The sequence below is a fragment of the Microcoleus sp. S13_C3 genome (assembly GCF_036700905.1).
Taxonomy (GTDB): domain Bacteria; phylum Cyanobacteriota; class Cyanobacteriia; order Cyanobacteriales; family Microcoleaceae; genus Microcoleus.
Map to the genome: position 1 here is coordinate 1 of NZ_JAUBPT010000117.1, position 25692 is coordinate 25692.

Below are 25692 nucleotides of genomic sequence, written 5' to 3' on the forward strand. Positions count from 1 at the left end.
AAATGAAGGAGGACTAATTATGAAATGGAACCGAAAAATAAAAAATAAAGGTAACTTAGTTAATGCAGTTTAGATGTTTGACAGCTTAGGCGGTCTTTAGATAATTTAAGAGATTTGAGAACGCTAGGAATTGACGAAGTATCTGGGGGGAAAGAAAAGCTATTAGAAATATTTGCCGAAGGATTAAATGCACCAGAAGTTGAAGGCGATCGAACAATTAACGAATATGGCGCAAACATTTCTCGTAAAGTAGAATTGAGAGGGGGAGAAAAACCGGGGGCGATTGTGGTTCGATATTTTTATCCTGAAGGCGACTTAGATGCAAATCCTCAAGTTACTTCAATTGTACCGTTAATTTATCAATAACCAGCTACCATGAAAATTGAAACTATTAGCAAATCAGAATTCGACAAAATTCCAGGCATTCGGCAAATTATTGGCCACGAATACGCTCAAACATTTGCTTGCCTTGACTTGGGGGAAGTTTTGGGATGTTACGGACTGAGTTGGCGGGGTCAATTAGTTGAGTTAAGCATCGAGCATTCTCACGAGAAAAAGATGCTATGGATGGGAATTGAACAGCAGTTAGTAGCTATTTGCCTGGAAAGCGGCCGCATTTGTCTGGCAATGCCTTTGACGGGTAATTTAATTCAGATGGCTGTTATTCACAAAGTAACTGCTGTTTTGACTGAAAATGAGATATTATTATTTAACTCGAATGGTTCCCTCAGATTTAATCGCGGATTGCCCGATGTTCCCGAACAATTTTCGGCGAGCGATGATAACTTAGTAATTGAATTAATGGAGGGCGATCGTTTCAGCTTAAATTTGCAAACGGGACAATTCCGAAAATTAGTTGGGGAGGTTTTAAGTTCATAAAATCACCTATTTCGACAAATTTGTAGGGTTCAAGGTCGAAATCGAATATGCTACGCTCGTTATTCGATTTCGACCTTGAAAGGGTTCGCCGATGTTTTGGAATCAAACCAACCAACTAATAAACCCGCCCCCACTCATGCAAAAAACCTTTGGGTTATTGTCCAACGGCACAAAAAGCCGCCCAGTATACAGGGGATTGGCAAGGGCGATCGTCATCATCGTAATCGCGTTTATAATTCTTTTGAATCCTGTTTTTACTTTCACTATCCAGTAACTTTGAACGCTCGGCCCAATCTACCAAATCTTGCACCGTTGCATCCCGCAGCCACATTTGAGAATCGCGCAAAGCAATCGCCACAGGCGGGCGAGTTTCAGACAGCAAAAGTTCGTAAAACTTAATCATCAAAATCGCGGTAGATACATCATTCACCGTCCACAAAGTGCTAATTATACTCGTTGCCCCGGCATATAAAAAACCGCTAGGCAATCCGATATACTCATCTGTGGTATTCTGGATATCCGTTAACCCAGTTTCGCAGGCGGAAAGCGTAACTAAACTGCACTTACTCAGCGGCAAATCAAAGATTTCTTCCAGCGTCAGACATTTTTTAATGTCCAACAATTCGTTTTGGGGGGAACGAATATAACTTTTGTTTTCGGAGTCAGTACCATCGGTGGCAGTTTTTGCCCCAGCTAAGATTAAAGCTGATTTCCGGGGATTGGAAAAATCGAAAAAGCCGTGACAGGAAAAGTGGGCGATGTCGGCATTGTGCAACGCTTCAAGCTGTTGCTGCAATCCTGTCTTACTTGCCTTTTCCCGAATCAAAACTTTGGCAGGATCAAAGGATTTGGCAATTGCTTCAACTTCGATGTCGGTGAAGTCTAAATCTTCTGTCGGGTTTTGAATGGCAAACAATCTTGTGGGTGATGACTCTTCCCCAGTCGGATTTACCCGTTGAGATAATTGTAATAGCTGACAACTCGGAGTATATCTCACGCCGCCAGGGAAAAGTTCGAGGAGACATCCAGTTTCTTCGGCATTCTGCCTTAGCCTTTTGCTGGTTAATGCGTGCAGCGGTAACAAGTGTAAATATCGGAAGGGAACTAATATTAATTTTTGGCATTTTTCTGGGATACGAGAAATTATTTCATCGATGTGCAAGATTTCAGCTAATTCTTCCAGGCGGGTTTCTAGCTGATTTCTCCAGTTGTCAGGTTGATGGATGTAGTCGTTGATATACTCGCTTGCACAATCTCCTAATACTTCTAAGTCTGCATCGGAAGATTGCCAGACATTGGGTTGGATAGAGTCGCGAGTAATAATAAAAACTTTAAAGTCGTTAATGGTAATGTACCACTCCAAAATTGCCTCATCTTCACCTAACAGACTGCGAGTTTCTTCAAAATTAATTCGCTGTACATTTTTCGGGAGATTGCGGGCTTTGTGAAACAATTCTACTAGGTTTCTGGTTTTGCTGCGTTCGATGTATTCTAGGGCGGCGGTGTTGTTTTCCATTGCTAAGCAAACTTCTACAATTAGGTGATAAATTCTATTGTATTCTTCAGCTAATCTCTGTCTGTCTGCTTCGCCGCCGATAATTATTTCACTCCGTATTGATTCGACTGTCTCAATGGCGGTGTTAAAGGTGTTGTAAGCTTCTGGGAGTTGGGAATTATCGCGATAGGTCAGTCCGAGATTATATAAGTTTTTAGCATTATCTATCGGAAATGCCTCGCGGGTGTGAACGGACAATGATGCCAAAAAAGCAGCGATCGCCAGTTCCAGATTCTGAGCTTTTTCCCCTCTGATTCTGTTGCTGTAGGCAATCGCCAAATTATTTTGAGTTATTGCCCAAGCTTGAGGAAATGTGTTGCAGGTATAAACTTCCAACGCTTTCTCAAAAGCGGCGATCGCCAGTTCCAGATTCTGAGCTTTTTCCCCTCTGATTCTGCTGCTGTAGGCAAGCCCCAAATTATTTTGACACCTTGCCCAATCTATCGGAAATGCGTCGCAGGTATAAACTTCCAACGCTTTCTCAAAAGCGCAGATCGCCAGTTCCAGATTATCAGCTTTTTCGCCTCTGATTCTGTCGCGGTAGGCATTCCCCAAATTATTTTTAGTCATTGCCCAATCTATCGGAAATGCGTCGCGAGTGCGGATTTCCAATGATGCCCAAAAAGCGGCGATCGCCAGTTCCAAATTCTGGGATTGTTCCTCTCTGATTCTCTGGTGGTAGGCAGTCCCCAAATTATTTTGAGTTATTGCCCAATCTTCAGGATATGTTTCGCGGGTGTAAACTGACAAAGCTTCCCTATAAGCGGAAATAGCCATTTCTAGATTATCCGCCCTTTCGCCTCTGATTCTGTTGTTGTAAGCAATCGCCAAATTATTTTGAGTTATTGCCCAATTTTCAGGATATTCTTGACGGGTAAAAACAGTAAGGGCAACTTCATAACCTGTAATGGCTATTTCCAAATTACTCGCCCTACTACCTAAACGAAAGTCCCGGATTGCATTACAAAAATTGCCAATAACTTCTATTATAGAAATGCGGATGTCTAGGCTATCTAAGTTTGGCAAAGTTTCCTTCGCCCAATTTCGCAACACTACAGCCAAATTATCATTAACTAAGTTTAGATTCTCCCGCAGCAGAAGATAAATTACATTAAGATCGCCCTTGCTCTTTAAAGTTGCCTGTAACACTTTTATTAGGAATTTTAGGTAAGTGGCGGGTGACGCTTTCTCTGGGATTGCATTGCCATAAGTACCCATCAGATGCCCTGCAAGAGTCATTAAAGAATTAGCATCATCCAGATTGTTAAAAGTTCTAAGATTGTTTGCTTCATCTAACATTACCTGCACCAACCCCGCATCAACTAACTCGGAGTTTGCCTGCAAAATTTGGCTTTCTTCTCCGCTGGGGCAATTCAGTAGCGATTCAATTAGATTGAGATAGCCTTGGTGGCGCGCTTCGTTCATTGCTGACAACCCATGTTTTTAGAATTTTACATTCTTTGTCGGGGAAAAACAAGGGGAAAACCCGACTTGCTGAATCGTCTGGAGTCGTTGGAGTGTGCGTCATAAGCTGCTACGCCACTATGTCGTATAATATAGATACAAGATAAGTAAGCGATCGCAATAATGAATCTATTCGGAATGGGCCCGGTCTCATTCAAAAAAATCTCGATGATTTGCGATGGGGCAAAAAACAAGAGGAAACTAAAATGATTTCACAAACTTTAGTAGAAATTGAACGTTCTATTAGTTCCCTGTCGATAGAAGAACAACTTTGGCTGCTGGAACGTATCGCTTGCCGAGTGCGGGAGAAAACTTACATAGCTAATAAACTCGCTAATGCTAAATACCTGGAAGCAGAGATAGCAGAGATGGCCAACGATCCAGATATTCAAGTTGAGATTGCTGCGATCGATCGAGAGTTTATTGTGGCAGAAATGGATGGTTTACAAGCACTATGAGCATTCAGCGAGGGAAAATTTATTTTGTCAATCTTAACCCCGTTCATGGAAGAGAACAAGCTGGAATGCGACCTGTTTTGGTGCTTTCGATTGATACTATTAACCAGTCACCCTTAGTTGTTACTGTCATTGTCGGCACTAAAGGAACTAATATTCACCGCGAATATAGAACAAATGTGCGTGTTTCTGCGTCTGAAAGTGGTTTGCAAATAGAAACAGTTTTCCTCTGTTTTCAGATTCGATCTTTGGATCGAGGGCGATTTCCTACTGATTCTGCGGGGGAACTTTCCGCAGAAAAGATGTTAGAAGTTGAATCGGCGGTTCGTTACTGTTTAGGTTTATAAAAGTTTGGAGTTTTCGATCGATTTGTTCGGGTTTCATAAAGCTATTCCCTGTTGCTGAAAGACTTTGATAAGCTTTGAGGAGTAAGTTTAATTGAGCGGGTGTCAGATTAAAATTCCCTCTTTACGGATATTTCTGAGCAAAGGGCTTTGATAATTAGTAAACCGTTCCTCATTCATAAAGTGGCCGCTAATTACTACGTCATTGTGAAGGGATAAATCTGCTACAATTGGGAGAGTTCGATCGATTTCTTCACCGACTTGGACTGGTGCTTTGAGAACTACCAAAACATCAATATCTGAGTCGGGATCTGCGTCGCCCCGCGCTTGGGAACCGTAGAGTACCATTTGCGTCAGCCGATCGCCGTAAAGTTGCTCGAAGTGCGATTGTAATTGAGTTAACATGGTCTTGAGTTTATCGTTGATTTTCATATTTGCGATCGATGTTATGTATTTAATAAGACTCGGCGGTTGAAACCGCGTCTACACAAACAAAGTCCGCCTGCGCGGACTGAAGATAATTAATTAGAAAGGTTGAGATTTTTACCCAATTTCAGCGGGTTGCAAAATCTCATTCACAGGCTTTCCTCGTTTTAATTCAACCCATTTAGATTCAACAGGTTCGTAAGCGCAATAACATACGGCGATGCACAAGTTTGTGCTGCTAGAAGAGAACTCGTGAATACTCTTAACAATCCAGTTTCCATCTCGACCGTGGGTGATTCCGTTGCCAGGATCTTCGAGGTTTTCATATTCTCGCACGCGATCGCCAATTTGAGGCAATTTCCCCGAACAATCCCACTCTTCTGCTAGAATGTCCGTCAAGCCACCATTCGGAATTAGCTTTCGATCTCTCCAGCCTTCCGCACTCATAGATTCAGTTTTGTAAACAATCCATGTTTCTTTTTTGGTCATAAATTACCTCAGTCTTGGTTGTCGGGCCAGAGGTCTTGAAAAGAAGTCTGTTCGCCGTAAAAGACGCAATCGACTTCGAGGGGCAAATCTTTGTTTATTTTGATTTGCTTGAGTTTCCAATCGTATCGGCGTTCCATTTCCCGGCACTTCTCCGGGTCAGTAGCCCGGTGTATATTTTCTGGTTCTGACGGTTCTGGTTCTACTAGGTTTGTCACTGTTTTAAATACTAGACACCTGTTTATCTATTTGCTAGTGCCTCCTTTTTCCGCTCGATCTTGCTGGATGAGCGGATTTTGGTTTGGGTGGCTGTCCCGCTTTCCTTGAACTGCGGCAGTAACAATTCGCTCTACCAGATTGCTCATAGTGCGCCCTTCTTCCTTGGCCCATACCGTTAAGTCGTCTCTAACGTCCTCATCCAAAACGAAATTAATTCTAGGTCGCCTGTACTTCCCCATTGGTTGCCAGTTGGTTAGTGGTTAGTTACCAGCTTATGACGTTAGATTAACTTTTGGCGTAGTGGATCGAGATAGTTGACAGTGGCATCTACTACAATCTACAGTAGACCTACGATCGCCAAATGTCAAACAAAGAACAAATAAAAGTAAGGTGCGTCAGTCGGTAAAACTGAGATTTTGCACCCTTCTCAAGAACGGGCTAGAAGCCCGTTCCACAAAAATTCAATTTTCTTGTGGGGAGTAGGGGTTGGGCCGGAGAGCCCGCCCGTAAGGGACTTATTAAGAATGGTGCAAGATATCAGTAAAACCCAAATTTTTCGGGCTAACATCAAGACTGACGCACCTTACAATAACAACTGACAACTGACAACTGACTAATTACCAATCTGTCAGCAACCTTGCTTTCCGCAAAACAAATGTCAGAACAGTTTCTTCGCCGGTAATAATATCGGCTCTGCCTTCCATTCCCGATTGAATCGAATACTGGCGGGGGACATTAGCCTGGGAGTTTCCGAAGAATTGGCCGTTGGCGGATTTGAGTTTTGTTAAATAAGTTTGTTCGGGCTTAATTGCCACTTCGTAATAAGCTGTACCTAAATTATTAGTGGGATTTTGAGGGGCGATCGCATCTGGGGCGATTTCGCTGACAGTGCCTTTTAATGTGCCGTAATCGGGGAAAGGCAAAGCCGAAATCCTGATCTGTACGGGTTGGCCGATTTGGATGCGGGCGATGTCTTGGGATGTCACCTTGGCTTTGACTACCAGGGGTACGTCGCTGGGGACGATTTGGGCGATCGCGCTGCCGGCTTGTACGGTTTGACCAGTATTTCGTACTTCCAATCTGAGAATTGTACCATCCGTGGGCGTGCGGATCACGCTATTTTCGAGTTTTAACTCAATTTGATTTAGTTCTTTGTTAGCTTGAATTAATTGTTGTTGAATTGACGAGCGCTTGACGAGCAAAACCCGCCGACTTCTGCCCAGTCTCTCGGCGACATCCGGCAGCGATGTGGCGAATTTTACTAAAGCGGATTCGATTAATTCCTGTTGGGCGGAACTTTCACTTTGGACGGTTTTAAATTGGGCGCTGGCCAAAATTTGATTTTCTAAGTCGCGCAGTTGCTGGTTGATTTGCTGTGCTGCTGTTTGAGACTGATTAATTATTTCTTGTAACTGCTTTTTTTGAGCGCCCAAACGCGAAGCGTCTACAACTGCGATCGCATCTCCTTCTTTCACTGTCTGATTCTCGCTGACAGCAATGCTTTCGACGGTTCCTTCGGTTGCGGCTTGCACGACGCGCACTTCTCCGGCGGGACGGACGATCGCGTCTGCTTTGACTGTAGCGCTGTATTTGGTGACGCTAGCGAGGGCGATCGCCCCGCCAAACGTCGCCACCATCAAAATGCCACCCAAAGTCGTCCAGCGGCTGACAGGGGGCAAAAACTGGTCGTTATCAAAGGTTTCAGCGGGTGTGGCTTCGGGAGTGAGAGACATGGCGGCAAGGGGGAGAGGGGAATAGTTTGGAGTTTTGAGTTGGGGGGGAGGGAGAGATCGCTGATTTGTTTTGTCACTTTTATGATCAGCTTTCCGGAAACCAAGCATAGGTTTAGAAGTCTAAATCAAAATTCACAGGGTAAAGGTAAAAATCCGCACAGCTTTGCCGTTCCCACCCACAAACTTCCCCAAATATCAAGAGGAGTGAAGCCAGGGGGCCACTGTCATTCAATTTTAGATTTTAGATTTTAGATTTTGGATTGACTTGCGCGAGATAAATGCGGGGGCTTGAGGATTTTCGATTTTAGATTTTGGATTGATTCCACGGATAAATCACGTGGCGGGTACCACCTTTGAAATTCGTGGTCATGAAAATACGGCGTTTCCGCAAAGAGTTTTGGCACTGTTACCGGGTTTTTCCTGTATGCGTAGGTAGTAAGTAAGTACATAGGTATTAATAGGAGTTATTTATTTATGTCAGAAAATCAACAATGTTCACTCTTCCTCGAACTAACCGATGGAGAATCTGCTACTGTCAACGGTGGCAGCATTACCAGCAGTGTTAGCGGTGCTAAAAGCACCAGCGAGACGGATAACAGCAGCAGCTATGGCCTGAATATGCTGTTTTTCCTGCCGCAGCCTAGCCAGCTTTATCTGTACGATCCGAGCCGCGCTCGCACTTACAAAACCCTAGTGGTTTAGATAGCTGAGTCAAGTTGTGCGATCGAGTAAATTTTCAAAATTTATCGGTAATATTCCGGAAGCCGCACAGCACCACCAGAAGTATTAGTCAGTATTTACACGAGGCTCTAGAAATTAAATAATATTTCTAGTTCCCCTTCAATTTTATTAACTTAAACGGAGTCAAATCATGCAAGAAACAAAGGACAATTCACTGTTTGCTGAACTCACCCCTGAAGAATCAGCTAGCGTCAACGGCGGTCACTATACTAATCGATACAACTGTTACCGGCAGCGGCGCAGTTGGGTCGTGTACCGCCGGAATTGCGACGGTTCATACAGAAGAGTAGTCCGCTACGCCTACTACTAAAATTTAGTGCTAGTCAATTCAGATCTATAACTGTGGAATCGAGAAAGCACCCATAACTTTATGGGTGCTTTTTGCTGATTGGGTAGTTGGTGATGAGTAATCTTCTTTATGCTCTACCATTATTCATTTTGCAAAATGTTAAAGAACATCCCTTTGCTCGGCAAAATGCCATTATTCGGACAAGTTAACAGGTTTAAGAAATATCAGGTTGTGCTCCAGCAGAGCGAAGAAGATTGCGGTGCAGCTTGTCTGGCTTCGATCTCGAAATTTTACGGACAGAATTTTACTATTAGCCGCTTGCGAGAATGTGCGGGCACCGGCCAAAAAGGGACGAGTTTACTTGGCTTGAAACAAGGTGCTGAGGCGATCGGCTTTAATGCTCGATCGGTACGAGCAGCCGCTGCTATTTTAGACAAGCTCGATGATGCCCCTCTACCGATGATTATTCACTGGAGCGGTTATCACTGGGTTGTTTTGTACGGAAAGCAGGGCGACAAATATGCGATCGGCGATCCGGCTGTCGGTATGCGCTATGTTTCTAAAGGAGAATTAGCAGCAGCTTGGACAGATTGGCTGTGCTTGCTAGTAGAACCCGATGCGGAGCGGTTTTTTGCGGCCGCAGAGGGTCAACCGCCCGCCAATTCCTTACAAAAATGGATGCGCCGGATTGGGATTTATCGCCCGATTTTAATGGAAGCATTTTTGCTGAATGTGGTGTTGGGTTTGCTGTCGATTTCTTCGCCTTTTCTCGTTCAACTGCTCACTGACGACATCCTGGTGCGGGGCGACAGACAACTCCTGGCGAGTGTGGCGATCGCAGTTATAGTTATGAACCTTTTTAGCAGCAGTTTAGGATTGGTAGAGTCGAACTTAATTGCTCAGTTTTCCCAGCGTTTAGAATTGGGATTGGTGATGGAATTCGCGCGCAAATTCCTGCGATTGCCTTTGAGCTTTTACGAAACCAGACGCAGTGGCGAAATTGTCAGTAGATTACAAGATATCCAAGAAATCAATAAATTAGTTTCTCAAGTCGCTATCAGCTTGCCTAGTCAATTTTTTATCGCTGTAGTTTCTTTTATTTTTATGTTATTTTACAGCAAGGAACTGACTTTAGCAGCTACAGCTATAGCTCTGTTAATGACTGCCTCTACAGTGGTATTTCTGCCCGTATTGCAGCAAAAAACGCGCAGTTTATTTGTGCTGGAAGCAGAAACTCAAGGCGTTTTAGTAGAAACTTTTAAAGGCGCGCTGACTGTCAAAACTACTAGCAGCGGTCAGCAACTTTGGGAAGAATTTCAAACCCGCTTCGGTCGCTTAGCAAAGCTCACTTTTCGCACTACACAAATTGGCATTCTCAACAATATATTTTCAGGTTTTGTTGCCTCTGCTGGCAGCATTACTCTGCTGTGGCTTGGTAGCGGTTTGGTGATTGACAAGGTATTGAGTATAGGTCAGTTGCTAGCGTTTATTAGCATGAATCAAAACGTTACTACTTGGGTGAATTCGCTAGTAGGATTTACTGATGAGATGACTCGCGTGCAGACAGCTACTCAACGGCTGTCGGAAGTCATCGATGCTGAACCGGAAACTAAAGACGATACGAATAAACCTTTTGTAACTATTCAAGACCGCGACGGTATTGTTTGCAAGAGTGTTAATTTTCACTACCCCGGCAGACTTGACTTGCTGGAAAATTTTTCTGTCACATTTCCCGGCGGTCAAGCAATTGCTTTAATCGGCAATTCCGGCTGCGGAAAAAGTACGCTAGCAAAAGTAATTGCTGGTCTGTACCCGCTGCAATCTGGTAATATTAGAATTGGCGGTTACAACTTACAGGATTTGTCTCTCGACAGTCTCAGACAGCAGGTAGTATTGGTTCCTCAAGAAGCGCATTTTTGGAGCCGTTCGATTATGGAAAATTTTCGATTGGGCAGTCCAGATATCAGCTTTGAACAGATTGTTAAAGTCTGCAAAATTGCGGGGGCGGATGAATTTATCAGCCAATTGCCGGATAAATATCAAACAGTTTTAGGGGAGTTTGGAGCGAATATTTCTGGCGGACAAAGACAAAGATTGGCGATCGCCCGCGCCATTCTCAACAACCCACCAGTATTGATTTTAGACGAATCTACCGCAGGGCTTGACCCCGCAAGCGAAGCGGAAGTCTTAGAAAATTTGTTGATGTATCGACACGGGAAAACGACGATTTTTATCAGTCACAGGCCGCGAGTGATCGATCGCGCCGATTGGATTATCATGTTAGAACGCGGCCGGTTGAAAATGCAAGGCTCGGCTGCAAAATTGCGATCCATTCCAGGAGACCATTTAGAGTTTTTGCATCCTTGAGCTAGTTAATAAAACGACAGGTTGAAATCTGTCGCTACACAAACAAAACCCGCCTGCGCGGTTCGACACCGAGTCAATCGATTTTAGATTTTAGATTTTAGATTTTAGATTGAAGCATTGGCCCCACGGATAAATTCGGGGGGCAAGTTTCATCGGAGAGACGTTTTTTATTGCTCCACGGATGAATCCGGGGGCTTTTATCATCGAGGCTTTCGGTCAACAGTCAACAGTCAACAGTCAACAGTCAACTATCATTTCGCTCGTGCAACCGGAATTGAGATCACTCATGACTAATAAATTCTCTAAGATTCTTGAGCCAAAGTACATCGATCGCACAATCCGAAAAACTCCAAAGTGTGATAATAAATTTTGAAAGAATGAGATTGTTGTAGTTGGCTTTCTAAGTGGTGGACGGGGCATTCGTCGATCGTAATTGACGCGCCACATTCCAGACAAGTTAGGTGATGTTGATCTTGGTGGGCGGCACCGTAGAGAGACTCACCACTAGCAAGCGTTCTGACGTGAACGAACCCCTCTCGCTTTAAACCGTCGAGGGAGCGGTAAACTGTTGCTAAGCCCATGCTTTGGTCGCTGTTACGCAGTTCTAAGTAGATATCTTGTGCTGAGAGCGAGCGATTCAAGTGCTTGAGCAAGTGTAAAATACGCTCCTGACTGCGGGTGCGGTTGGTTCTCATAATTTTTTTGTGTAATCTGCTAGAGTCAAATCAGTCCCTGTTTCTAGGCTATCTTACTTGGGCGAACCAAAGGGCGATCGGCGCGCAGCTCGGTTGTAGAATACAATGGGGCTAACTTTCACATCACCTACCGCAACATTCCCGTGACTCAGAAATATCTTGCCCAAATCTATGTTACCCTCCGCCCTTCTGTTTTAGATCCCGCCGGCACTGCCGTACAGTCTGGTTTGCAACACATGGGATACGACAATGTTGAGCGTGTGCGAATCGGGAAATACGTTGAATTGACGCTGACTGCTGCAGGTGAGTCCCAGGCCCGCGAACAACTCGATCGCGTTTGCGACCAACTTTTGGCCAATCCAGTGATTGAAAATTATCGCTTTGATTTGACTGAAATTCCTGTTGCTGTGGAGACAGCGGCGGCATAAATTCGATCGCCCCTAGGGTGTGTTTTTTTGCCCCGGAGATCCCCCCTAACCCCCCTTAATAAGGGGGGGACAAGAGGGTTTTGAAAGTCTTTGTTAACAATACAAGAACTAGAACGACTCAAAGTCTCCCTTCTTAAGTGAGATTTAGGGGGATCGAGACTTCGATACAAGGGAGAAAAACATAAGATTTTAGTCTTATGTTGACACATCTTCCTTCTTCCGGACATCCGTTACATCCGTTACATAATCCGTTGCCGAACTTCCTTCTTCCTTCTTCCTTCAGCTTATGAAATTTGGAGTTATTGTTTTTCCGGGTTCAAATTGCGATCGCGATGTGGTGTGGGTGACTCAAGGGTTACTCCACCAACCAACTCGCATGATTTGGCACGAAGATACCGACATTTCGGATATTGATATCATTGTAATTCCCGGTGGTTTCAGTTACGGAGATTATTTGCGGTGCGGCGCGATCGCCCGTTTTTCTCCGGCGATGCGGGCTACTGCGGAACACGCGAAACAGGGCAAACTTGTACTGGGTATTTGCAACGGTTTTCAGGTGTTGACTGAAGCTGGTTTGTTGCCAGGTGCTCTGGTGCGGAATGCGGGATTGAATTTTATTTGCGATCGCGCTTCTTTGAAAGTCGAACGCGGTAATACTCGTTGGACTGCCGCTTATACTTCGGGTGAAATCATCGATTTGCCGATCGCCCACGGTGAAGGCAACTATTATGCTGATGCGGATACTTTAGCAGAACTAGAAGACCACAAGCAAGTGTTGTTTCGCTACTGCACAGAGGCGGGCAAAATTAGCGATGCTGGCAATCCCAACGGTTCGTTAAATAATATTGCCGGTATTTGCAATCGGGCGGGCAATGTATTAGGAATGATGCCGCATCCTGAGAGGGCATCCGATCCGATGTTGGGCGAAACTGATGGGGTGAAATTGTTTCAAGGGTTGTTGATGGCAAGTGTGGCTGCTGTTTTGTAGTTGATATTTGCGGTGTCTATGATTTTAGGAACAGGCAAGATGCCTGTTCCACAGTAGATTAAATTTGTTGTGGGGAGTAGGGGTTGGGCATCTTGCCCGCCCAAAATCAACAGGCTTTCCGGCCTGTTCCACAACAGATTAAATTCATCTACAAATAGACATCTCCAATAATTACTGTGGAACAGGCAGGATGCCTGTTCTTGACAAGCTTTAACTGGTTCCCAGGCTCAGCCTGGGAACCTATATCCAGAGGATCTGCCTCGCTTTAAAGCGACGCACCTACCAAATTAAAAATGCTAAAATGATTGGAAAGTCAATACATCGGAGAACAGTCCTATGCCTTCACCTTTTCCTGGAATGGACCCCTACTTAGAACACCCCGATTTCTGGCAGGAAACTCATCATTGGTTAATTTCTGCGATCGCGGCATCCTTAGTCCCTCAAATTCGCCCTAAATATGAGGTTGCAATCGACAAACGCATCTATGAAATTACCGATCCACATGACAGTAACAGCGACTCCCTTTTAGTAGGTATCCCCGATGTCGCGATTAAGCGTCAATCTAATAACCCGAATATTCCTACAGGTTCAGTTGCCACTTTAACTATAACACTTCCGACTACCGTTAAAGTGCCTGCTCCTGAAAAAATTAAACAGACTTACCTGGAAGTGCGAGAAATGGCAACTAAACAAGTTGTCACTGCAATTGAGATTCTTTCTCCTGTGAACAAACGTAGTGGAGAAGGAAGAATTACTTATCTCAAAAAACGCCAGAGTATTTTAGGTAGCTTAACCAACTTAGTCGAAATCGATTTACTACGAAAATGGGAATCTATGCCCATTCTTAATAATTCTATTGAAAGCGATTATCGGATTTTAGTCAGTCCCAGTAATCGCCGTCCGTTTGCCGAACTTTATGCTTTTAATCTCCGCGATTCTCTACCTATATTTCCGCTTCCCTTGCGTGAGGAAGATGTAGAACCTATTGTTAATTTACCAGAAATATTTGCAGGTATTTACGATCGCGCTGGCTATGATTATCGGATAGACTATAATCAAGAACCAGTACCGTCTCTATCGCAAGAAGATCGGGTTTGGGCAACCCAACTTTTGCAAGAAAAAGAACTTCTAGATAATTAATATTGTCAGCAACAGGCTTTCCGGCCTGTTCCACAAGAAATTTACTCTTGGTGGAACAGGCATCTTGCGTCAGCAACAGGCTTTCCGGCCTGTTCCACAAGAAATTTACTCTTTGTGGAACAGGCCGGAAAGCCTGTTCATGAAAGACTTAGTGAGAATGGTGCATAATGTGGATTTCAACCCCCGACGGACTAAACGGCAGCCGGCAAGATATAATTACTACTAACTTTTGAAAAGAAAAATATTTATTGTATGCCACTAATGGACTTAGCTAATTTTAAAACTAGGGTAATTGGATGCAGTGCGGTGATGGCTATTGGACAAGTTATTTCAAATGCGATCGCCAATCCGGCAACTCAAGCAGCAGCGGGTATGATCGGCGGCCCGATCGCACTTGGGGGAGTTTCTATCTTAGCAGCGATTGCTGGTAGTATCGCTGAGACTATGGCCGCTGATGAACTGGCAAATCGGATGACGGAAGGGTTGAGCAAAAATCCGAGGATTCTCGATAATCACGATTTGATTAAGGCGGCGGGTGAGGCGATCGGCTATATTTTGAGAGAGGTTGCCAAGTCCGATCGCCTAATTGCGATCGCCGAAACCAAAAATTTGCCTTATCCAGAAACAGCACTCAGTCAATTAGCAGAGAAAACTCCTGAATACTGGCTGGACATTAACACGAATACAGCCGACTTGTCAAGGGGTTTAAATATTTCCGAAGACCAGTTAACCAAGATTTTTTCTGCCGATGCCGAGGAGTTCGATCGAGTTACGGGATTGACAACGGCAGATTGGGCAAGTTTCGTCAACGAATTCGCGGCCAGCGAGGGCAAATCCTTCGATGCGGAAATTGTGGAATTTGTGGCGGACAAGCTGTACGCAACTTTCCCGAAAGCGTACCGCGAAGTGCTGAAACTGGATGCGGCGAAGGGAGGAGAAAAGTTTGCGGCGATGCTGTTGAATCTGCACCAAATTGCTTTGGCAGAACTCAAAGAGTTGGGGCTGCAAAATGGGGAAATTCTGCAAAAATTGGAGGCTGTGGCAACTGGGCAGCAGATTTGTCAAGTGATGGTGAAATTGTCCGCCATAGAAATTGGCATCCGGGACGATTTGGCGCAAGTTCGGGAATTGCTGCAAACATTTATCGATACTTCCGCGCCCCGATTGCCGATTTCTTTGAAGTCCGAGACGATTATTGAAGACCGGACTAAAGACTTTACCGGGCGCAAGTTTGTATTTGAAGAAATTGCCAGTTTCTTGCATAAAAATGCGAAAGGCTATTTTGTTTTAGAAGCAGAACCGGGTGTCGGGAAAAGTTCAATTATGGCGCAGTCCGTGTTGATGATGAGAGGCCGCTGCGTTACTCATTTTAACTCGCGATCCGACGGGATTGTTGATGCAAAAATATTTCTCGAAAATGCCTGCATTCAGTTAATACAAGGCTTTAAGCTCAGGGATAAGTATCCGCAACTGCCGGAAAATGCGACTGCAAATGGCAATTTTTTAGGGCGACTGTTGGGGGAAGTCAGCGCTACATTGGGGGGGAAAAAGTTGATTTTTGTGGTAGATGCCCTCGATGAAGTAGATTTGAGTTTGCAAAGTAGCGGTAGCAACGTTCTCTATTTGCCGGAAGTTTTGCCGGATAACGTTTACTTTATTGTTTCCAAGCGGCCGGAATCTTTGCCTTTGCCGATGAATCATCGAGTGTTTGATTTGATGCAGTACGATGCAGAAAGTCGGGCAGATACGAAAGTTTATATTGCAAAACGCACCAGCAATAGCGCGTCGATTCAGAATTGGATTGCCAGTCATGATTTGAGCCTGGAACAGTTTGTGGAGGCAGTGGCTGAAAAAAGCCAGAACAATTTTATGTATCTCCGCTACGTGCTGAATGATATCGAAAACGGCGAGTACAGGGATGTTTCTTTGGAAGATTTGCCTAGGGAGTTGACAGGATATTATGGGAAGCATTGGGCACAGATGATGGGCAGGGAAGACGATCCGCTGTTGGAGATGAAAGTTAAGATTATCTACGTGATCTCGAAAGCGCGCGAAGCTGTTTCTCGCGGCTGGATTGCTAAATCGGTAGGCGAGACAGATTTTAAAGTACAGCAGGTACTCAAGAAATGGGATTCATTTTTGCGGCAGCAGCAAGTCAACGGCGAAATTCGCTACAGCACTTATCACAACAGTTTTCGCGAGTTTCTGGCAAAAGATGAAACCGTGCAATCTGCGGGGGTTAATGTTGAAGAACTTAACCGCCAAGGTATGAATAAAAGGATAGAAGGAGCGCCTATATGAGCGATTTGGGTGTGTGGTTGGCGAAGCAAAGTAAATCGGAGCAAGAATATTTGTTGAAGCATCAACCCAGGGATTTCATTGAGATTGGGCGAGATTTTAACCGTTATTATCGTTGGCTGACGGATTTTGGTTTTATTGAGGCGAAGTTAAAATTGTTGGGGGTGCAGCCGCTAATAGAGGATTACGATTTAGGGAGAAATGCAGATATGTTGCTGTCGGAGCAGCAAACTGAAACTTTGCGGTTCATTCAAGGGGCAATTCGCAAGTCGGCGCACGTTTTGGAAATGGATAAAAGGCAATTGGCTGGGCAATTATTGGGGAGGTTGTTGGATTTTGAAATGCCTGAGATTCGGGGGATGTTGGAACAGGCAAAGCAGTGGAAAGGTAGTCCTTGGCTGCGGCCTTTGAGGGCTAGTTTAGAGCGGCCGGGAGAAGGCTGTTTGAGAACTCTCATCGGTCATACTAGCTATGTAACAGGAGTAGCGATCGCACCAGACGGCAAAACCGCGATTTCCGGTTCATTAGATAAAACCCTGAAAATCTGGGACACCGAGACAGGTACCGAACTGCGAACCCTCACCGGCCATACTAGCTATGTAACAGGAGTAGCGATCGCACCAGACGGCAAAACCGCGATTTCCGGTTCATTAGATAAAACCCTGAAAATCTGGGACACCGAGACAGGTGCCGAACTCTTCACCCTCACCGGTCATACTTACGATGTAAAAGCAGTGGCGATCGCACCAGACGGAAAAACCGCGATTTCCGGTTCAGATGATAACACCCTGAAAATCTGGGACACCGAGACAGGTACCGAACTGCGAACCCTTACCGGTCATACTTACTCGGTAAATACAGTGGCGATCGCACCCGACGGAAAAACCGCGATTTCCGGTTCAGATGATAACACCCTGAAAATCTGGGACACCGAGACAGGTACTGAACTGCGAACCCTCACCGGTCATACTAGCGATGTAAATACAGTGGATCTCGCACCAGACGGAAAAACCGCGATTTCCGGTTCAGATGATAACACCCTGAAAATCTGGGACACCGAGACAGGTACCGAACTCTTCACCCTCACCGGTCATACTAAGTTAGTATGGGCAGTGGCGATAGCACCAGACGGCAAAACCGCGATTTCCGCTTCAGCGGATCAAACCCTGAAAATCTGGGACACCGAGACAGGTACCGAGCTCTTCACCCTCACCGGTCATACTGATTTGGTATATGCAGTAGCGATCGCACCAGACGGCAAAACCGCGATTTCCGCTTCATGGGATAAAACCCTGAAAATCTGGGACACCGAGAGAGGCACCAAACTCTTCACACTCACCCGTCATACTAGCTATGTAAGTGCAGTAGCGATCGCACCAGACGGCAAAACCGCGATTTCCGGTTCATTAGATAACACCCTGAAAATCTGGGACACCGAGAGTGGTACTGAACTGCGAACCCTCACCGGTCATACTAACTCAGTATGGGCAGTGGATCTCGCACCAGACGGCAAAACCGCGATTTCTGCTTCATGGGATAAAACCCTGAAAATCTGGGACACCGAGAGTGGTACCGAACTGCGAACCCTCACCAGTCATACTATGGAGGTAAGAGCAGTGGCGATCGCACCAGACGGCAAAACCGCGATTTCTGCTTCTAAAAATAACACCCTGAAAATCTGGGACACCGAGATGGGTACCGAACTGCAAACCCTCATCGGTCATACTAGCTATGTAAATGCAGTGGATCTCGCACCCGACGGCAAAATCGCGATTTCCGCTTCATCGGATGAAACCCTGAAAATCTGGGACACCGAGATGGGTACTGAACTGCGAACCCTCACCGGTCATACTGGCTATGTAAATGCAGTGGATCTCGCACCAGACGGCAAAACCGCGATTTCCGCTTCATCGGATCAAACCCTGAAAATCTGGGACACCGAGACAGGTATCGAACTGCGAACCCTCACCGGTCATACTAACGATGTAACAGCAGTCGCGATCGCACCAGACGGCAAAACCGCGATTTCCGCTTCAAACGATCACACCCTGAAAATCTGGGATTTGCTTAACGGCAAAGAGCTCGCTAGTTTCAGCGGAGAAAATAGCTTCGATTGCTGTGCAATTTCCCCTGATGGGGTGAGTGTTGTAGCGGGAGATGCGTCGGGCCGGGTGCATTTCCTGCGATTGGAGGGAGTTAGCGACGGGCGATAATCGGATTTTTGGGTCGATTTGGGCGATCTAATTTGAAATCCTCGGCGGTTGAAATCCCGGCGGTTAGAAACCGCGTCTACACAAACGATGTCCGCCTACGCGGACGAAGAGGGTATTCGGAGATTGAAAATCATCGGGTGAAATCTTCAACCCGCGAAGGCGGGTTTTGTCTGTGTAGCTGCGGTTTCCAACCGCCGGGGTTTTTTGGGTTTCAACTGGTTTTTTGTGGATGGGCGATCGGGTTTTTTGTGGATGTGCGATCGGATTTTTGGTGGATCTGCGATCGGATTTTGGTGGATGGGGGCGATCGGGTTTTTTGTTGATCCGGCGATCGGGTTTTAATGATTGGTATAAAATAGAGAGTGAGAGCAACGGAGTTTCTAAATGCCTGCTAAAGATGTTTTTCACGATACTGTCAAAACTGCCTTACAAAAAGACGGATGGATAGTTATCCGTGAAAACTTTCGGGTGCAAGTCGATGACGAAGGTTTAGCAATGTTTATCGATTTGACCGCAGAAAAGTTAATCAGTGCAGAAAAAGCAGGTCGAAAAATAGCTGTGGAAGTCAAGAGCTTTCGAGAGCGATCGGATTTCTACCAGTTTCATGCAGCCCTCGGTCAATTTCTCAACTGTCGAGCGGCATTGAGAGATATTATGCCAGATTTGATTGTGTACTTAGCAGTTCCTTTAGAAACCTACAATGAATTATTTAGGTTAAAATTCATTCAAGGACGTGTGGAAGAATACGATATCAAGCTGATTATTTTTCGTCCCGATTCGGAGGAAATTGTATTGTGGAGAAATTAAACTATACTGAAGCGATCGACAAAATTCTCAACAACTTCTCAGACATGGTGGTACGAGAAGGAACAGAAGTTAAAATTATTCGCGATCGCGAAAGCGGTAATTACCTGGTTATTCTCGCAGGCTGGAACGACCAATTAAGAGTCTACGGCGTTTCAGTTCACATTGAGCTTAAAGATGATAAAATCTGGATTCAACAGGATAGGACAGATACAGGAATAGCTGAAGAATTGGTCGAATTCGGAGTCCCAAAAACTGATATCGTACTTGCTTTTAAGTCTGGTTTTACTAGAAAGTTTACCGAATACGCTGTTAGTTAAATGATTCATTCGGCGCTAGGGATGATCCTCATATATACCAGCACGAGTCACCGCAAAATCCGATAGCGTAGGGACATTTACTGCCATGTTTTGAATGAACTCATCAGCCAATTCATCTAAAAGTATTTCCAACTCGCGATCGCTGATTTCTGCATCAGAATCACTTATTGTTGATAACACGCTCGGCGCTGACTTCCAAGTTAGGAAATCAACAAAATTAAGAACAACTTCTAGTTGCGGTTTACCTAAATAACGCAGCTTACTTACAATGCTTTCAATTACAGCTTCCATACATTTATAGTTGAGCTTTAATTGTGATTAATTTCAGGCAAATATAGCAAAAATATCAAATTTTGTCAATTTTACCCAACTGCGAGAGAATGGGAAGGGATCTCGGCTTTTTGGAAAACGGGCGATCGGGTTTTTTGTTGATCGGGCGATCGTTATATTATGTCCGGTCGATTCCCTCCGCTTCGCTTCGCCCAAAATCAGGTAGGGGCGGGTAAACCTGCCAATATCTGCCAATAATTGACAATCTCAAAAACCCGCCCCGGCCGGGATATTATGGTCAATCGATCGGACATGATATTACTTGTTTCTCGGATTGTATCAGGTTCAAAAAGATTGTGAGTAAAATAAACGGGGTTTGCGTCAGTTGTTTTTGTAAGTGAGTCTGGTAAAATGTTGGTAACATATTTTTTGAGATAGGCAATCGTGTAATAATTATGCTGCCTATCTTTTTTTACCACAACACAGCTCAATCCTTACCCAGTCTGGATTTTGGGCTGGTTCTCACCCCCCAGCACACTAACAATCCTATTTTTTAATAGTCGCTTGCAAATAAAGCAGCGGGTCTTCAGCAACCCAACCCAAACCCGAATTGTACCGAACTTCAAAATGCAAATGAGATGGCGAAATGTCCCGTTTTCCCGTCGTCCCCACAGTTCCCAAAACTTCTCCCGACTGCACTTTTTGACCGACTTTTACCGCAATATCTTTCAAATGAGCGTAGCGCGTTTGCTTCCCCGCTTCATGGTTCACCACCACTAAATTCCCGTAATCCCCCTGCGGCCCGGCAAAGGCGACAGTCCCTTCGCCCGCGGCCAAAACCTGCGTACCCTCCGACGCCAAAAAATCTACGCCGCTGTGGAAAAAAAATTCGCGCCGCGCCGGATGCAATTGCCGCCCGTAACGCAAAGCTTCCACTGCTGGGGCGGGCAGCGGAAATCCTTGCACCGATGGCGTTGCATCGGGATTGATAGAAGGCCCGATCGACCTATTCACCGCTGGCACAAACACCGTTTTCCCCAAAGGCCTGCACCCATTCGCCTCAAATAGCAAATCTGCGCGCACTTTGTAAGCTTCTGCCAGTTTTTGCCAATTCCAGCCCGCAGGCACTTCTACCTCGATGCCACTGTACGGAGGAATGACGATCGCACTTCCAGCAGATACTCCACCGCCCCGCAACATCGGATTTATCCCGATCAGTGCCGCAGGAATCACACTGTACTGCCGCGCGATGCTTTCTATTGTTTCGCCCTGGGCCACAGTGTGGCGACGCAACCGAGACATAGCCGGACTCGGGCAATCGCGGGCAGGGTCGGGGTTTTCTACAGGTGCACCTGAAGGAAGATTTGCAGGTGGGATTTCGGTATTTGCCGCCGTTTTCTCAACGGGTGCGATCGACCAAATTAATGCAAAAATCAGCGGAAATAAGCGTTTCAAAGTCATTATGTACATAAAAAAGTATTCATTTCGGACAGTTGACAATTTTAAAATCCTGTAAAATTGCATATTTACAAGCTCTAGCCACCCCCCAGACTGTAAATCCCAGGCTAAGCCAAGTTAGGATGAGAATTATTAGTTTGATTCGCTCTTGGTAAATCCGGCAAAATTGCCTGTGATGCCGATGGGCGCCTGCCTGTTAACAGCTATGTTCTTGAGGAAGCGGTACGCCCCGCCCCGCTTCCTTCCCGTCGCCAAGACAAAAATGCTTGATTCGGAACCTGTCTGCGGGGATGAGGTATTTAGCGGGAGTTATTAAATGAGTTTATCTTTTAAGCAAGCGACCCTTTATGTGACTTTGCTGTCAATCGGCGGAGGTATGGGATGGTTGGGAAATCGCTATCTGCAAGGCTCAAACAATCTGGAAACCGGATTGGTTTTGCCAGTAGTACGCCAGCAAATCCCCCCCTATGCGTCTCCTCCAGTTCTGGAAAATCGGGCGGTCGATCGCAGCAATCCCAATTTTATTGCTGAAGCAGCCGAAAAAGTCGGCCCGGCTGTAGTGCGGATTGACGCATCCAGCAAGGTGGCGAATCAAGTGCCGGAAGCATTCAAAAATCCTTTGTTTCGTCGGTTTTTTGGGGAGAATTTGCCACAGCCGGAAGAACGAGTCAGGAGAGGTACCGGTTCGGGATTTATTCTCACTCCTGACGGCCGCATCGTTACTAATGCTCACGTTGTCTCCGGGACGGATACTGTCAAGGTGACGCTCAAAGACGGCCGCGAGTTTGAGGGTAAGGTGCAGGGAGTCGATCCGCTGACGGATGTCGCTGTGGTTAAGATTAATGCTAAGGAACTGCCGCAGGTGGCTTTGGGTCGATCGGACAATATTGTACCGGGACAGTGGGCGATCGCGATCGGCAATCCTTTAGGTCTGGACAATACCGTGACTGTGGGCATTATCAGCGCTACGGGTCGATCGAGTTCTCAAGTCGGCATCCCCGACAAGCGAGTCCGCTTCATCCAAACCGACGCCGCCATCAACCCCGGCAATTCAGGCGGCCCCCTGCTCAATGACCAAGGCGAAGTAATTGGCATCAATACCGCTATCCGCGCGGACGCTCAAGGCTTGGGATTTGCAATTCCGATCGAAACCGCCAAACGAGTTTCCGATCAGCTATTCGCCAAAGGTAAAGCCGAACATCCCTATCTCGGCATTCAAATGGTCAGCTTGACAGCAGCCACCAAGGCAGAACTCAACAAACAGCTCGATAATAATAATAAAATTACCCTCGATCAAGGCGTAGCCGTGGCGCGAGTCGTGGAAAATTCCCCCGCTCAAAAAGCCGACTTGCGTCCCGGAGATGTCATTCAAAAAGTTGACGGAATTGCGGTTAACACTCCCGGTGACGTGCAAGAACGGGTGGAAAACACGGTTGTGGGCAAAGAACTCGAACTGGAAATTAACCGTTTGGGTCAAGTTCAGAATATTAAAGTACGTCCGGGTGCTTTTCCCCTATCGGGTAGCTCCGCCGGTGGGTAATACCATTTTCGATTTTCGATTTTCGATTTTCGATTTTCGATTAAAGAATTAAGAATGACTTACTGCATAAGGATTTGGAGCTTATCTGCAGTTGCATTCTTTTTTGAAATTGGTATTAGTTGCAAGGGTGGAGGATGGAAGATGAATCTGATGCTTTATAGTCCTGGAAGCAGTAACCGGGTTTTTTCACCAAAATCCTCGGTGTAGCGCTAGGGATTGCCGGTTAACAGCCCGGTTTCTTAATTCCCTGTGCCTCCATGATTCAGGATTATGGATTTTTCTGAACAACTTTCATCTTTCTGGCTTCCCCAACCCGTTGACCTTTTTACTTGTCTTTGGGTGAGTTTGGTTGAATCGAGCTGGTGCTTGCTAAATTTTCTTCGAGGTGCATCCTTTGCTCCATTTGCCTCAAAAAATATCCTGTCATCATCGCTGAAGCTAGCAAACCTGCTAAGTTTTCGCGATCGGTGGTAATTTCGACGTTAAAATTTTCTGAAGGCAAAACGCCGACAAGTCCTTGAACGTTATGAGAGATTATTTCTCTGATGTCGGGGCTGACGGACTTGGCGACGCGGGCTAGAACCTCCGGGGATTGGTGTTGGAGGTACTTCAGCAGTGGATTGACTGCGGTTTGTTGGGCATTGGATGTGTCAAAGTCAGGGTGAAAAACCATTTGGCGATTCTTAATTTCTGGCTGGTTACATTCTACTTCAAACTACTCGTCATTGCTTGGGTACAAATTTGCCTGAAAGTCAATTTGCAATTGTTTTGGCAGTTGGTCTACTTGAAAGTACCGATGAAATTTCTCGGTAACTTGTAACCAATACGACCGCCCTTCAGTCGGCCGCCGTTTGCGGACGAAACCCATTTCTACCAGTTCCTGCACTTGTTGGTAAGCTCCGGAACCTCGCAAGTTAACTAAATCAGGCTGAGCGATGCCGCCTTTGAGGGCGATCGCCGCCAGCGTCCGCAAAGCTCCCACACCTAATTCTGGAGGTATTAAAGTTTGCATTAAACTGGCAAACTCTTCTCTGAGTTGCAGGCTGTATCCTGTGGGGGTTTCGACGACTTCTAATGCACTGTCGCGGTGGGACGAGTCAGACATGAGTTCGATGATGGCGTCTTCGGCTTCGGCTCGATCGCACTTGGCAATCTCGGCAATTTCTGCGATCGACACTGGCTGACCTTTTAGGTAAAGTATGGCTTCTATTGTTGTGGCTAAGCGAGTCATTTGGGAATTAGTAATGAGGAATGGGGACGTTGAAAGAAGAAGGAATAAGCAAAAAAGAAGAAGGAATCAGGAAAACAACAGTTATCCGTATTTCCGTAACTTCCGTGTCGTGAAGAATGAGAGTTAGGAATAAACATTCCCCTTACACAAATTATTAATAGTGTAGGTTAGGTTGAGAAACAAAACCTACACTATTAATTTTCTTTTTTTATATCAATCCGAGACGCAGGAATATATAACAACGTTTCTAGCTCTCCTGAGCTTATGGTAAAATATATCAACCAATACAGATGACGGGGCTAGGATCGATTTTTGGTAAAAAAATATGGGGTGAGTCTTGTTAAGAAGCCCCATCAGTTAAAAATGTTACCTCAATCATACCAAATTTGTTTCCAACACCAGCTCAAAAACACCGAATACTTGACTGTGAGTATTTTAGTTTTTCTGCTCCCAACCCATAAACAAGTGAGTATTGAGTTATTGGCGAAATTGATGCCATACCCAATCATGTTTGAGAGCCGACGACGTTCTATTCAACGGTTTCTCAAGCTACCTATCCTCAAGATAGAAAAGCTTTGGTTTCATCTGCTTAAATATATCTGGAGAACTCAATTTAAAAAGAAACAAGAGTTGAATGTCGCCATTTATAGAACGCAGTGGCGAGATAAAAATATGTTGATGATTAGCCTGATTGGGGACAAGAGAGCTTTACCGTTGTAGTAATTAATTGTGTCCTACTACTTATCGAAATAGTGGCGAAGATGAAGACTGGTATTTACTCACCAATATCGCGAAATTGAAACAAGCTGTAACAGCGTTTAAATGTCGCAGTGGTATCGAAGCAATGTTTAAGGATTGTAAAACAGGAGGCTATAATCTTGAAAAAAGTTACCCTTGTGACGACCGCCTCAAAACTTTAATATTATAAAACTTTAATATTTTTAATAGCTTTAGCTTAGAGTTGTGCGATTTTACAAGGACACAAGCTCAAGCTTATGGGAATTCCTAAATACATCGGTCGCCTTACGGTCGTCGAGGCTATCGCAACGCCGTCATAGTAGCTTTTGAATTGGATTATACGGTCAATCGTGGGCGCAGCGAAGCGGAGGGAGTAGGCAGGGAGCTTTGCCATGCACCTATTGCGGAATTGATGAAAATTAGACGCAATCAGCTCCTATTCCCTCAGATTAGCAACCCGGAGTTTTAACAACGGAAAAAGGAATAGTATCCCAGTGAGGGCAGTGCGTCTTTGTAGAGACGGAAAAAATAAGAGTAAAAAACCCTGAAGACTGCAGAGAATTAAGTCATCATCATCACCATGTAGAAAGAGAGGTCAAGCCCTCGGTCTA

General features: G+C 45.3%; 28 protein-coding genes. 16 read left to right on the plus strand and 12 right to left on the minus strand.

Going from position 1 to position 25692, the window contains the following annotated elements:
* Positions 1–114 precede the first annotated feature (114 nt).
* Complete coding sequence (locus QUA16_RS25935) at positions 115–366, plus strand: hypothetical protein (RefSeq protein ID WP_333108018.1); 252 nt, start codon at positions 115–117, stop codon at positions 364–366.
* Positions 367–375: 9 nt separating this feature from the next.
* Entirely contained in the window at positions 376–879 is a 504-nt protein-coding gene (locus QUA16_RS25940) for a hypothetical protein (RefSeq protein WP_333108020.1), read from the plus strand.
* A gap of 154 nt (positions 880–1033) precedes the next feature.
* On the opposite strand, the gene QUA16_RS25945 is transcribed toward QUA16_RS25940, so the two are convergent.
* Positions 1034–3859, minus strand: a complete 2826-nt coding sequence (locus QUA16_RS25945; RefSeq protein WP_333108021.1) for a CHAT domain-containing tetratricopeptide repeat protein — start codon at positions 3857–3859, stop codon at positions 1034–1036.
* A gap of 245 nt (positions 3860–4104) precedes the next feature.
* On the opposite strand from QUA16_RS25945, the gene QUA16_RS25950 reads away from it, so the two are divergent.
* Both QUA16_RS25950 and QUA16_RS25955 read left to right on the plus strand, forming a co-directional pair.
* The gene (locus QUA16_RS25950; protein WP_333108022.1) at positions 4105–4356 is read left to right on the plus strand and encodes a hypothetical protein; all 252 of its coding nucleotides are present in this window, start codon (positions 4105–4107) and stop codon (positions 4354–4356) included.
* Positions 4353–4700, plus strand: coding sequence for a type II toxin-antitoxin system PemK/MazF family toxin (locus QUA16_RS25955; protein WP_333108024.1), 348 nt, complete (start codon positions 4353–4355; stop codon positions 4698–4700). Before QUA16_RS25950 ends, QUA16_RS25955 begins: the two co-directional genes overlap by 4 nt.
* Positions 4701–4802: 102 nt before the next feature.
* On the opposite strand, the gene QUA16_RS25960 is transcribed toward QUA16_RS25955, so the two are convergent.
* From QUA16_RS25960 to QUA16_RS25980, 5 genes are all read right to left on the minus strand, one after another.
* The gene (locus QUA16_RS25960; RefSeq protein ID WP_333108025.1) at positions 4803–5129 is read right to left on the minus strand and encodes a nucleotidyltransferase domain-containing protein; all 327 of its coding nucleotides are present in this window, start codon (positions 5127–5129) and stop codon (positions 4803–4805) included.
* Positions 5130–5240: 111 nt separating this feature from the next.
* Positions 5241–5612: a hypothetical protein gene (locus QUA16_RS25965; protein ID WP_333108027.1), complete on the minus strand. Its 372-nt coding sequence runs from the start codon at positions 5610–5612 to the stop codon at positions 5241–5243.
* Between the two features lie 8 nt (positions 5613–5620).
* On the minus strand, positions 5621–5827 hold the full coding sequence (locus QUA16_RS25970) for a hypothetical protein (protein ID WP_333108028.1): 207 nt from the start codon (positions 5825–5827) through the stop codon (positions 5621–5623).
* A gap of 27 nt (positions 5828–5854) precedes the next feature.
* Positions 5855–6067: a ribbon-helix-helix domain-containing protein gene (locus tag QUA16_RS25975; protein ID WP_333108030.1), complete on the minus strand. Its 213-nt coding sequence runs from the start codon at positions 6065–6067 to the stop codon at positions 5855–5857.
* Between the two features lie 378 nt (positions 6068–6445).
* The gene (locus QUA16_RS25980) at positions 6446–7561 is read right to left on the minus strand and encodes an HlyD family efflux transporter periplasmic adaptor subunit (RefSeq protein ID WP_333108031.1); all 1116 of its coding nucleotides are present in this window, start codon (positions 7559–7561) and stop codon (positions 6446–6448) included.
* Between the two features lie 474 nt (positions 7562–8035).
* On the opposite strand from QUA16_RS25980, the gene QUA16_RS25985 reads away from it, so the two are divergent.
* From QUA16_RS25985 to QUA16_RS25995, 3 genes are all read left to right on the plus strand, one after another.
* Complete coding sequence (locus QUA16_RS25985) at positions 8036–8263, plus strand: secretion protein HlyD (RefSeq protein ID WP_333108033.1); 228 nt, start codon at positions 8036–8038, stop codon at positions 8261–8263.
* Between the two features lie 169 nt (positions 8264–8432).
* A complete protein-coding gene (locus tag QUA16_RS25990) occupies positions 8433–8612 on the plus strand; it encodes a hypothetical protein (RefSeq protein ID WP_333108034.1) in 180 nt (59 codons plus the stop codon).
* 135 nt (positions 8613–8747) lie between these two features.
* A complete protein-coding gene (locus QUA16_RS25995) occupies positions 8748–10958 on the plus strand; it encodes a peptidase domain-containing ABC transporter (protein WP_333108035.1) in 2211 nt (736 codons plus the stop codon).
* A 302-nt stretch (positions 10959–11260) separates the two neighbouring features.
* Here QUA16_RS25995 and QUA16_RS26000 read toward each other — a convergent pair whose 3' ends face one another.
* Positions 11261–11653 carry a Fur family transcriptional regulator gene (locus tag QUA16_RS26000; RefSeq protein ID WP_333055475.1) on the minus strand — a complete coding sequence of 131 codons (393 nt, stop codon included), beginning with the start codon at positions 11651–11653 and terminating at the stop codon, positions 11261–11263.
* Positions 11654–11796: 143 nt separating this feature from the next.
* On the opposite strand from QUA16_RS26000, the gene purS reads away from it, so the two are divergent.
* The 5 genes from purS (at position 11797) to QUA16_RS26025 (ending at position 18720) form a co-directional block, all read left to right on the plus strand.
* A complete protein-coding gene (gene purS, locus QUA16_RS26005) occupies positions 11797–12081 on the plus strand; it encodes a phosphoribosylformylglycinamidine synthase subunit PurS (protein ID WP_333055476.1) in 285 nt (94 codons plus the stop codon).
* A gap of 286 nt (positions 12082–12367) precedes the next feature.
* Positions 12368–13069 (plus strand): phosphoribosylformylglycinamidine synthase subunit PurQ, encoded by a 702-nt coding sequence (purQ, locus tag QUA16_RS26010; protein WP_333108037.1) that lies wholly within the window; start codon positions 12368–12370, stop codon positions 13067–13069.
* Positions 13070–13405: 336 nt separating this feature from the next.
* The gene (locus QUA16_RS26015; RefSeq protein ID WP_333108039.1) at positions 13406–14209 is read left to right on the plus strand and encodes a DUF4058 family protein; all 804 of its coding nucleotides are present in this window, start codon (positions 13406–13408) and stop codon (positions 14207–14209) included.
* Between the two features lie 252 nt (positions 14210–14461).
* Complete coding sequence (locus tag QUA16_RS26020) at positions 14462–16510, plus strand: ATP-binding protein (RefSeq protein WP_333108041.1); 2049 nt, start codon at positions 14462–14464, stop codon at positions 16508–16510.
* Positions 16507–18720 carry a hypothetical protein gene (locus QUA16_RS26025; protein WP_333181446.1) on the plus strand — a complete coding sequence of 738 codons (2214 nt, stop codon included), beginning with the start codon at positions 16507–16509 and terminating at the stop codon, positions 18718–18720. Before QUA16_RS26020 ends, QUA16_RS26025 begins: the two co-directional genes overlap by 4 nt.
* Before the next feature lie 63 nt (positions 18721–18783).
* Here the strand turns inward: QUA16_RS26025 and QUA16_RS26030 are convergent, their stop codons facing one another.
* Positions 18784–19092 (minus strand): hypothetical protein, encoded by a 309-nt coding sequence (locus QUA16_RS26030; protein WP_333181448.1) that lies wholly within the window; start codon positions 19090–19092, stop codon positions 18784–18786.
* Positions 19093–19104: 12 nt separating this feature from the next.
* On the opposite strand from QUA16_RS26030, the gene QUA16_RS26035 reads away from it, so the two are divergent.
* Both QUA16_RS26035 and QUA16_RS26040 read left to right on the plus strand, forming a co-directional pair.
* On the plus strand, positions 19105–19527 hold the full coding sequence (locus QUA16_RS26035; protein WP_333109086.1) for a XisH family protein: 423 nt from the start codon (positions 19105–19107) through the stop codon (positions 19525–19527).
* Positions 19515–19844: a XisI protein gene (locus tag QUA16_RS26040; protein ID WP_333109083.1), complete on the plus strand. Its 330-nt coding sequence runs from the start codon at positions 19515–19517 to the stop codon at positions 19842–19844. Before QUA16_RS26035 ends, QUA16_RS26040 begins: the two co-directional genes overlap by 13 nt.
* 15 nt (positions 19845–19859) lie before the next feature.
* On the opposite strand, the gene QUA16_RS26045 is transcribed toward QUA16_RS26040, so the two are convergent.
* Together QUA16_RS26045 and QUA16_RS26050 are read right to left on the minus strand one after the other, a co-directional pair.
* Complete coding sequence (locus QUA16_RS26045; RefSeq protein WP_333109080.1) at positions 19860–20135, minus strand: hypothetical protein; 276 nt, start codon at positions 20133–20135, stop codon at positions 19860–19862.
* A 525-nt stretch (positions 20136–20660) separates the two neighbouring features.
* Positions 20661–21584, minus strand: coding sequence for a M23 family metallopeptidase (locus QUA16_RS26050; protein WP_333109078.1), 924 nt, complete (start codon positions 21582–21584; stop codon positions 20661–20663).
* Between the two features lie 304 nt (positions 21585–21888).
* Here QUA16_RS26050 and QUA16_RS26055 point away from each other — a divergent pair, with 304 nt between their 5' ends.
* Positions 21889–23112, plus strand: coding sequence for an HhoA/HhoB/HtrA family serine endopeptidase (locus QUA16_RS26055; protein ID WP_333109077.1), 1224 nt, complete (start codon positions 21889–21891; stop codon positions 23110–23112).
* 325 nt (positions 23113–23437) lie between these two features.
* On the opposite strand, the gene QUA16_RS26060 is transcribed toward QUA16_RS26055, so the two are convergent.
* Positions 23438–23785, minus strand: coding sequence for a DUF760 domain-containing protein (locus QUA16_RS26060; protein WP_006635907.1), 348 nt, complete (start codon positions 23783–23785; stop codon positions 23438–23440).
* Positions 23786–23827: 42 nt separating this feature from the next.
* Positions 23828–24343: an SMC-Scp complex subunit ScpB gene (scpB, locus tag QUA16_RS26065; protein ID WP_333109076.1), complete on the minus strand. Its 516-nt coding sequence runs from the start codon at positions 24341–24343 to the stop codon at positions 23828–23830.
* 312 nt (positions 24344–24655) lie between these two features.
* Here scpB and QUA16_RS26070 point away from each other — a divergent pair, with 312 nt between their 5' ends.
* Positions 24656–25063 (plus strand): hypothetical protein, encoded by a 408-nt coding sequence (locus QUA16_RS26070; protein WP_333181450.1) that lies wholly within the window; start codon positions 24656–24658, stop codon positions 25061–25063.
* The last annotated feature ends 629 nt before the right edge of the window (positions 25064–25692 follow it).

Coding starts and splice junctions, on each gene's coding strand:
- QUA16_RS25945 (WP_333108021.1), bottom strand. CDS start 3,859: ATGAACGAAGCGCGCCACCAAGGCTATCTCAATCTAATTGAATCGCTA.
- QUA16_RS25950 (WP_333108022.1), top strand. CDS start 4,105: ATGATTTCACAAACTTTAGTAGAAATTGAACGTTCTATTAGTTCCCTG.
- QUA16_RS26020 (WP_333108041.1), top strand. CDS start 14,462: ATGCCACTAATGGACTTAGCTAATTTTAAAACTAGGGTAATTGGATGC.
- purQ (WP_333108037.1), top strand. CDS start 12,368: ATGAAATTTGGAGTTATTGTTTTTCCGGGTTCAAATTGCGATCGCGAT.
- QUA16_RS25955 (WP_333108024.1), top strand. CDS start 4,353: ATGAGCATTCAGCGAGGGAAAATTTATTTTGTCAATCTTAACCCCGTT.
- QUA16_RS25975 (WP_333108030.1), bottom strand. CDS start 6,067: ATGGGGAAGTACAGGCGACCTAGAATTAATTTCGTTTTGGATGAGGAC.
- QUA16_RS26015 (WP_333108039.1), top strand. CDS start 13,406: ATGCCTTCACCTTTTCCTGGAATGGACCCCTACTTAGAACACCCCGAT.
- QUA16_RS26035 (WP_333109086.1), top strand. CDS start 19,105: ATGCCTGCTAAAGATGTTTTTCACGATACTGTCAAAACTGCCTTACAA.
- QUA16_RS26060 (WP_006635907.1), bottom strand. CDS start 23,785: ATGGTTTTTCACCCTGACTTTGACACATCCAATGCCCAACAAACCGCA.
- QUA16_RS25995 (WP_333108035.1), top strand. CDS start 8,748: ATGTTAAAGAACATCCCTTTGCTCGGCAAAATGCCATTATTCGGACAA.
- QUA16_RS25985 (WP_333108033.1), top strand. CDS start 8,036: ATGTCAGAAAATCAACAATGTTCACTCTTCCTCGAACTAACCGATGGA.
- QUA16_RS26050 (WP_333109078.1), bottom strand. CDS start 21,584: ATGTACATAATGACTTTGAAACGCTTATTTCCGCTGATTTTTGCATTA.
- QUA16_RS25980 (WP_333108031.1), bottom strand. CDS start 7,561: ATGTCTCTCACTCCCGAAGCCACACCCGCTGAAACCTTTGATAACGAC.
- QUA16_RS25990 (WP_333108034.1), top strand. CDS start 8,433: ATGCAAGAAACAAAGGACAATTCACTGTTTGCTGAACTCACCCCTGAA.
- QUA16_RS25960 (WP_333108025.1), bottom strand. CDS start 5,129: ATGAAAATCAACGATAAACTCAAGACCATGTTAACTCAATTACAATCG.
- QUA16_RS25965 (WP_333108027.1), bottom strand. CDS start 5,612: ATGACCAAAAAAGAAACATGGATTGTTTACAAAACTGAATCTATGAGT.
- QUA16_RS26045 (WP_333109080.1), bottom strand. CDS start 20,135: ATGGAAGCTGTAATTGAAAGCATTGTAAGTAAGCTGCGTTATTTAGGT.
- QUA16_RS26055 (WP_333109077.1), top strand. CDS start 21,889: ATGAGTTTATCTTTTAAGCAAGCGACCCTTTATGTGACTTTGCTGTCA.
- QUA16_RS26000 (WP_333055475.1), bottom strand. CDS start 11,653: ATGAGAACCAACCGCACCCGCAGTCAGGAGCGTATTTTACACTTGCTC.
- QUA16_RS26025 (WP_333181446.1), top strand. CDS start 16,507: ATGAGCGATTTGGGTGTGTGGTTGGCGAAGCAAAGTAAATCGGAGCAA.
- scpB (WP_333109076.1), bottom strand. CDS start 24,343: ATGACTCGCTTAGCCACAACAATAGAAGCCATACTTTACCTAAAAGGT.
- QUA16_RS25940 (WP_333108020.1), top strand. CDS start 376: ATGAAAATTGAAACTATTAGCAAATCAGAATTCGACAAAATTCCAGGC.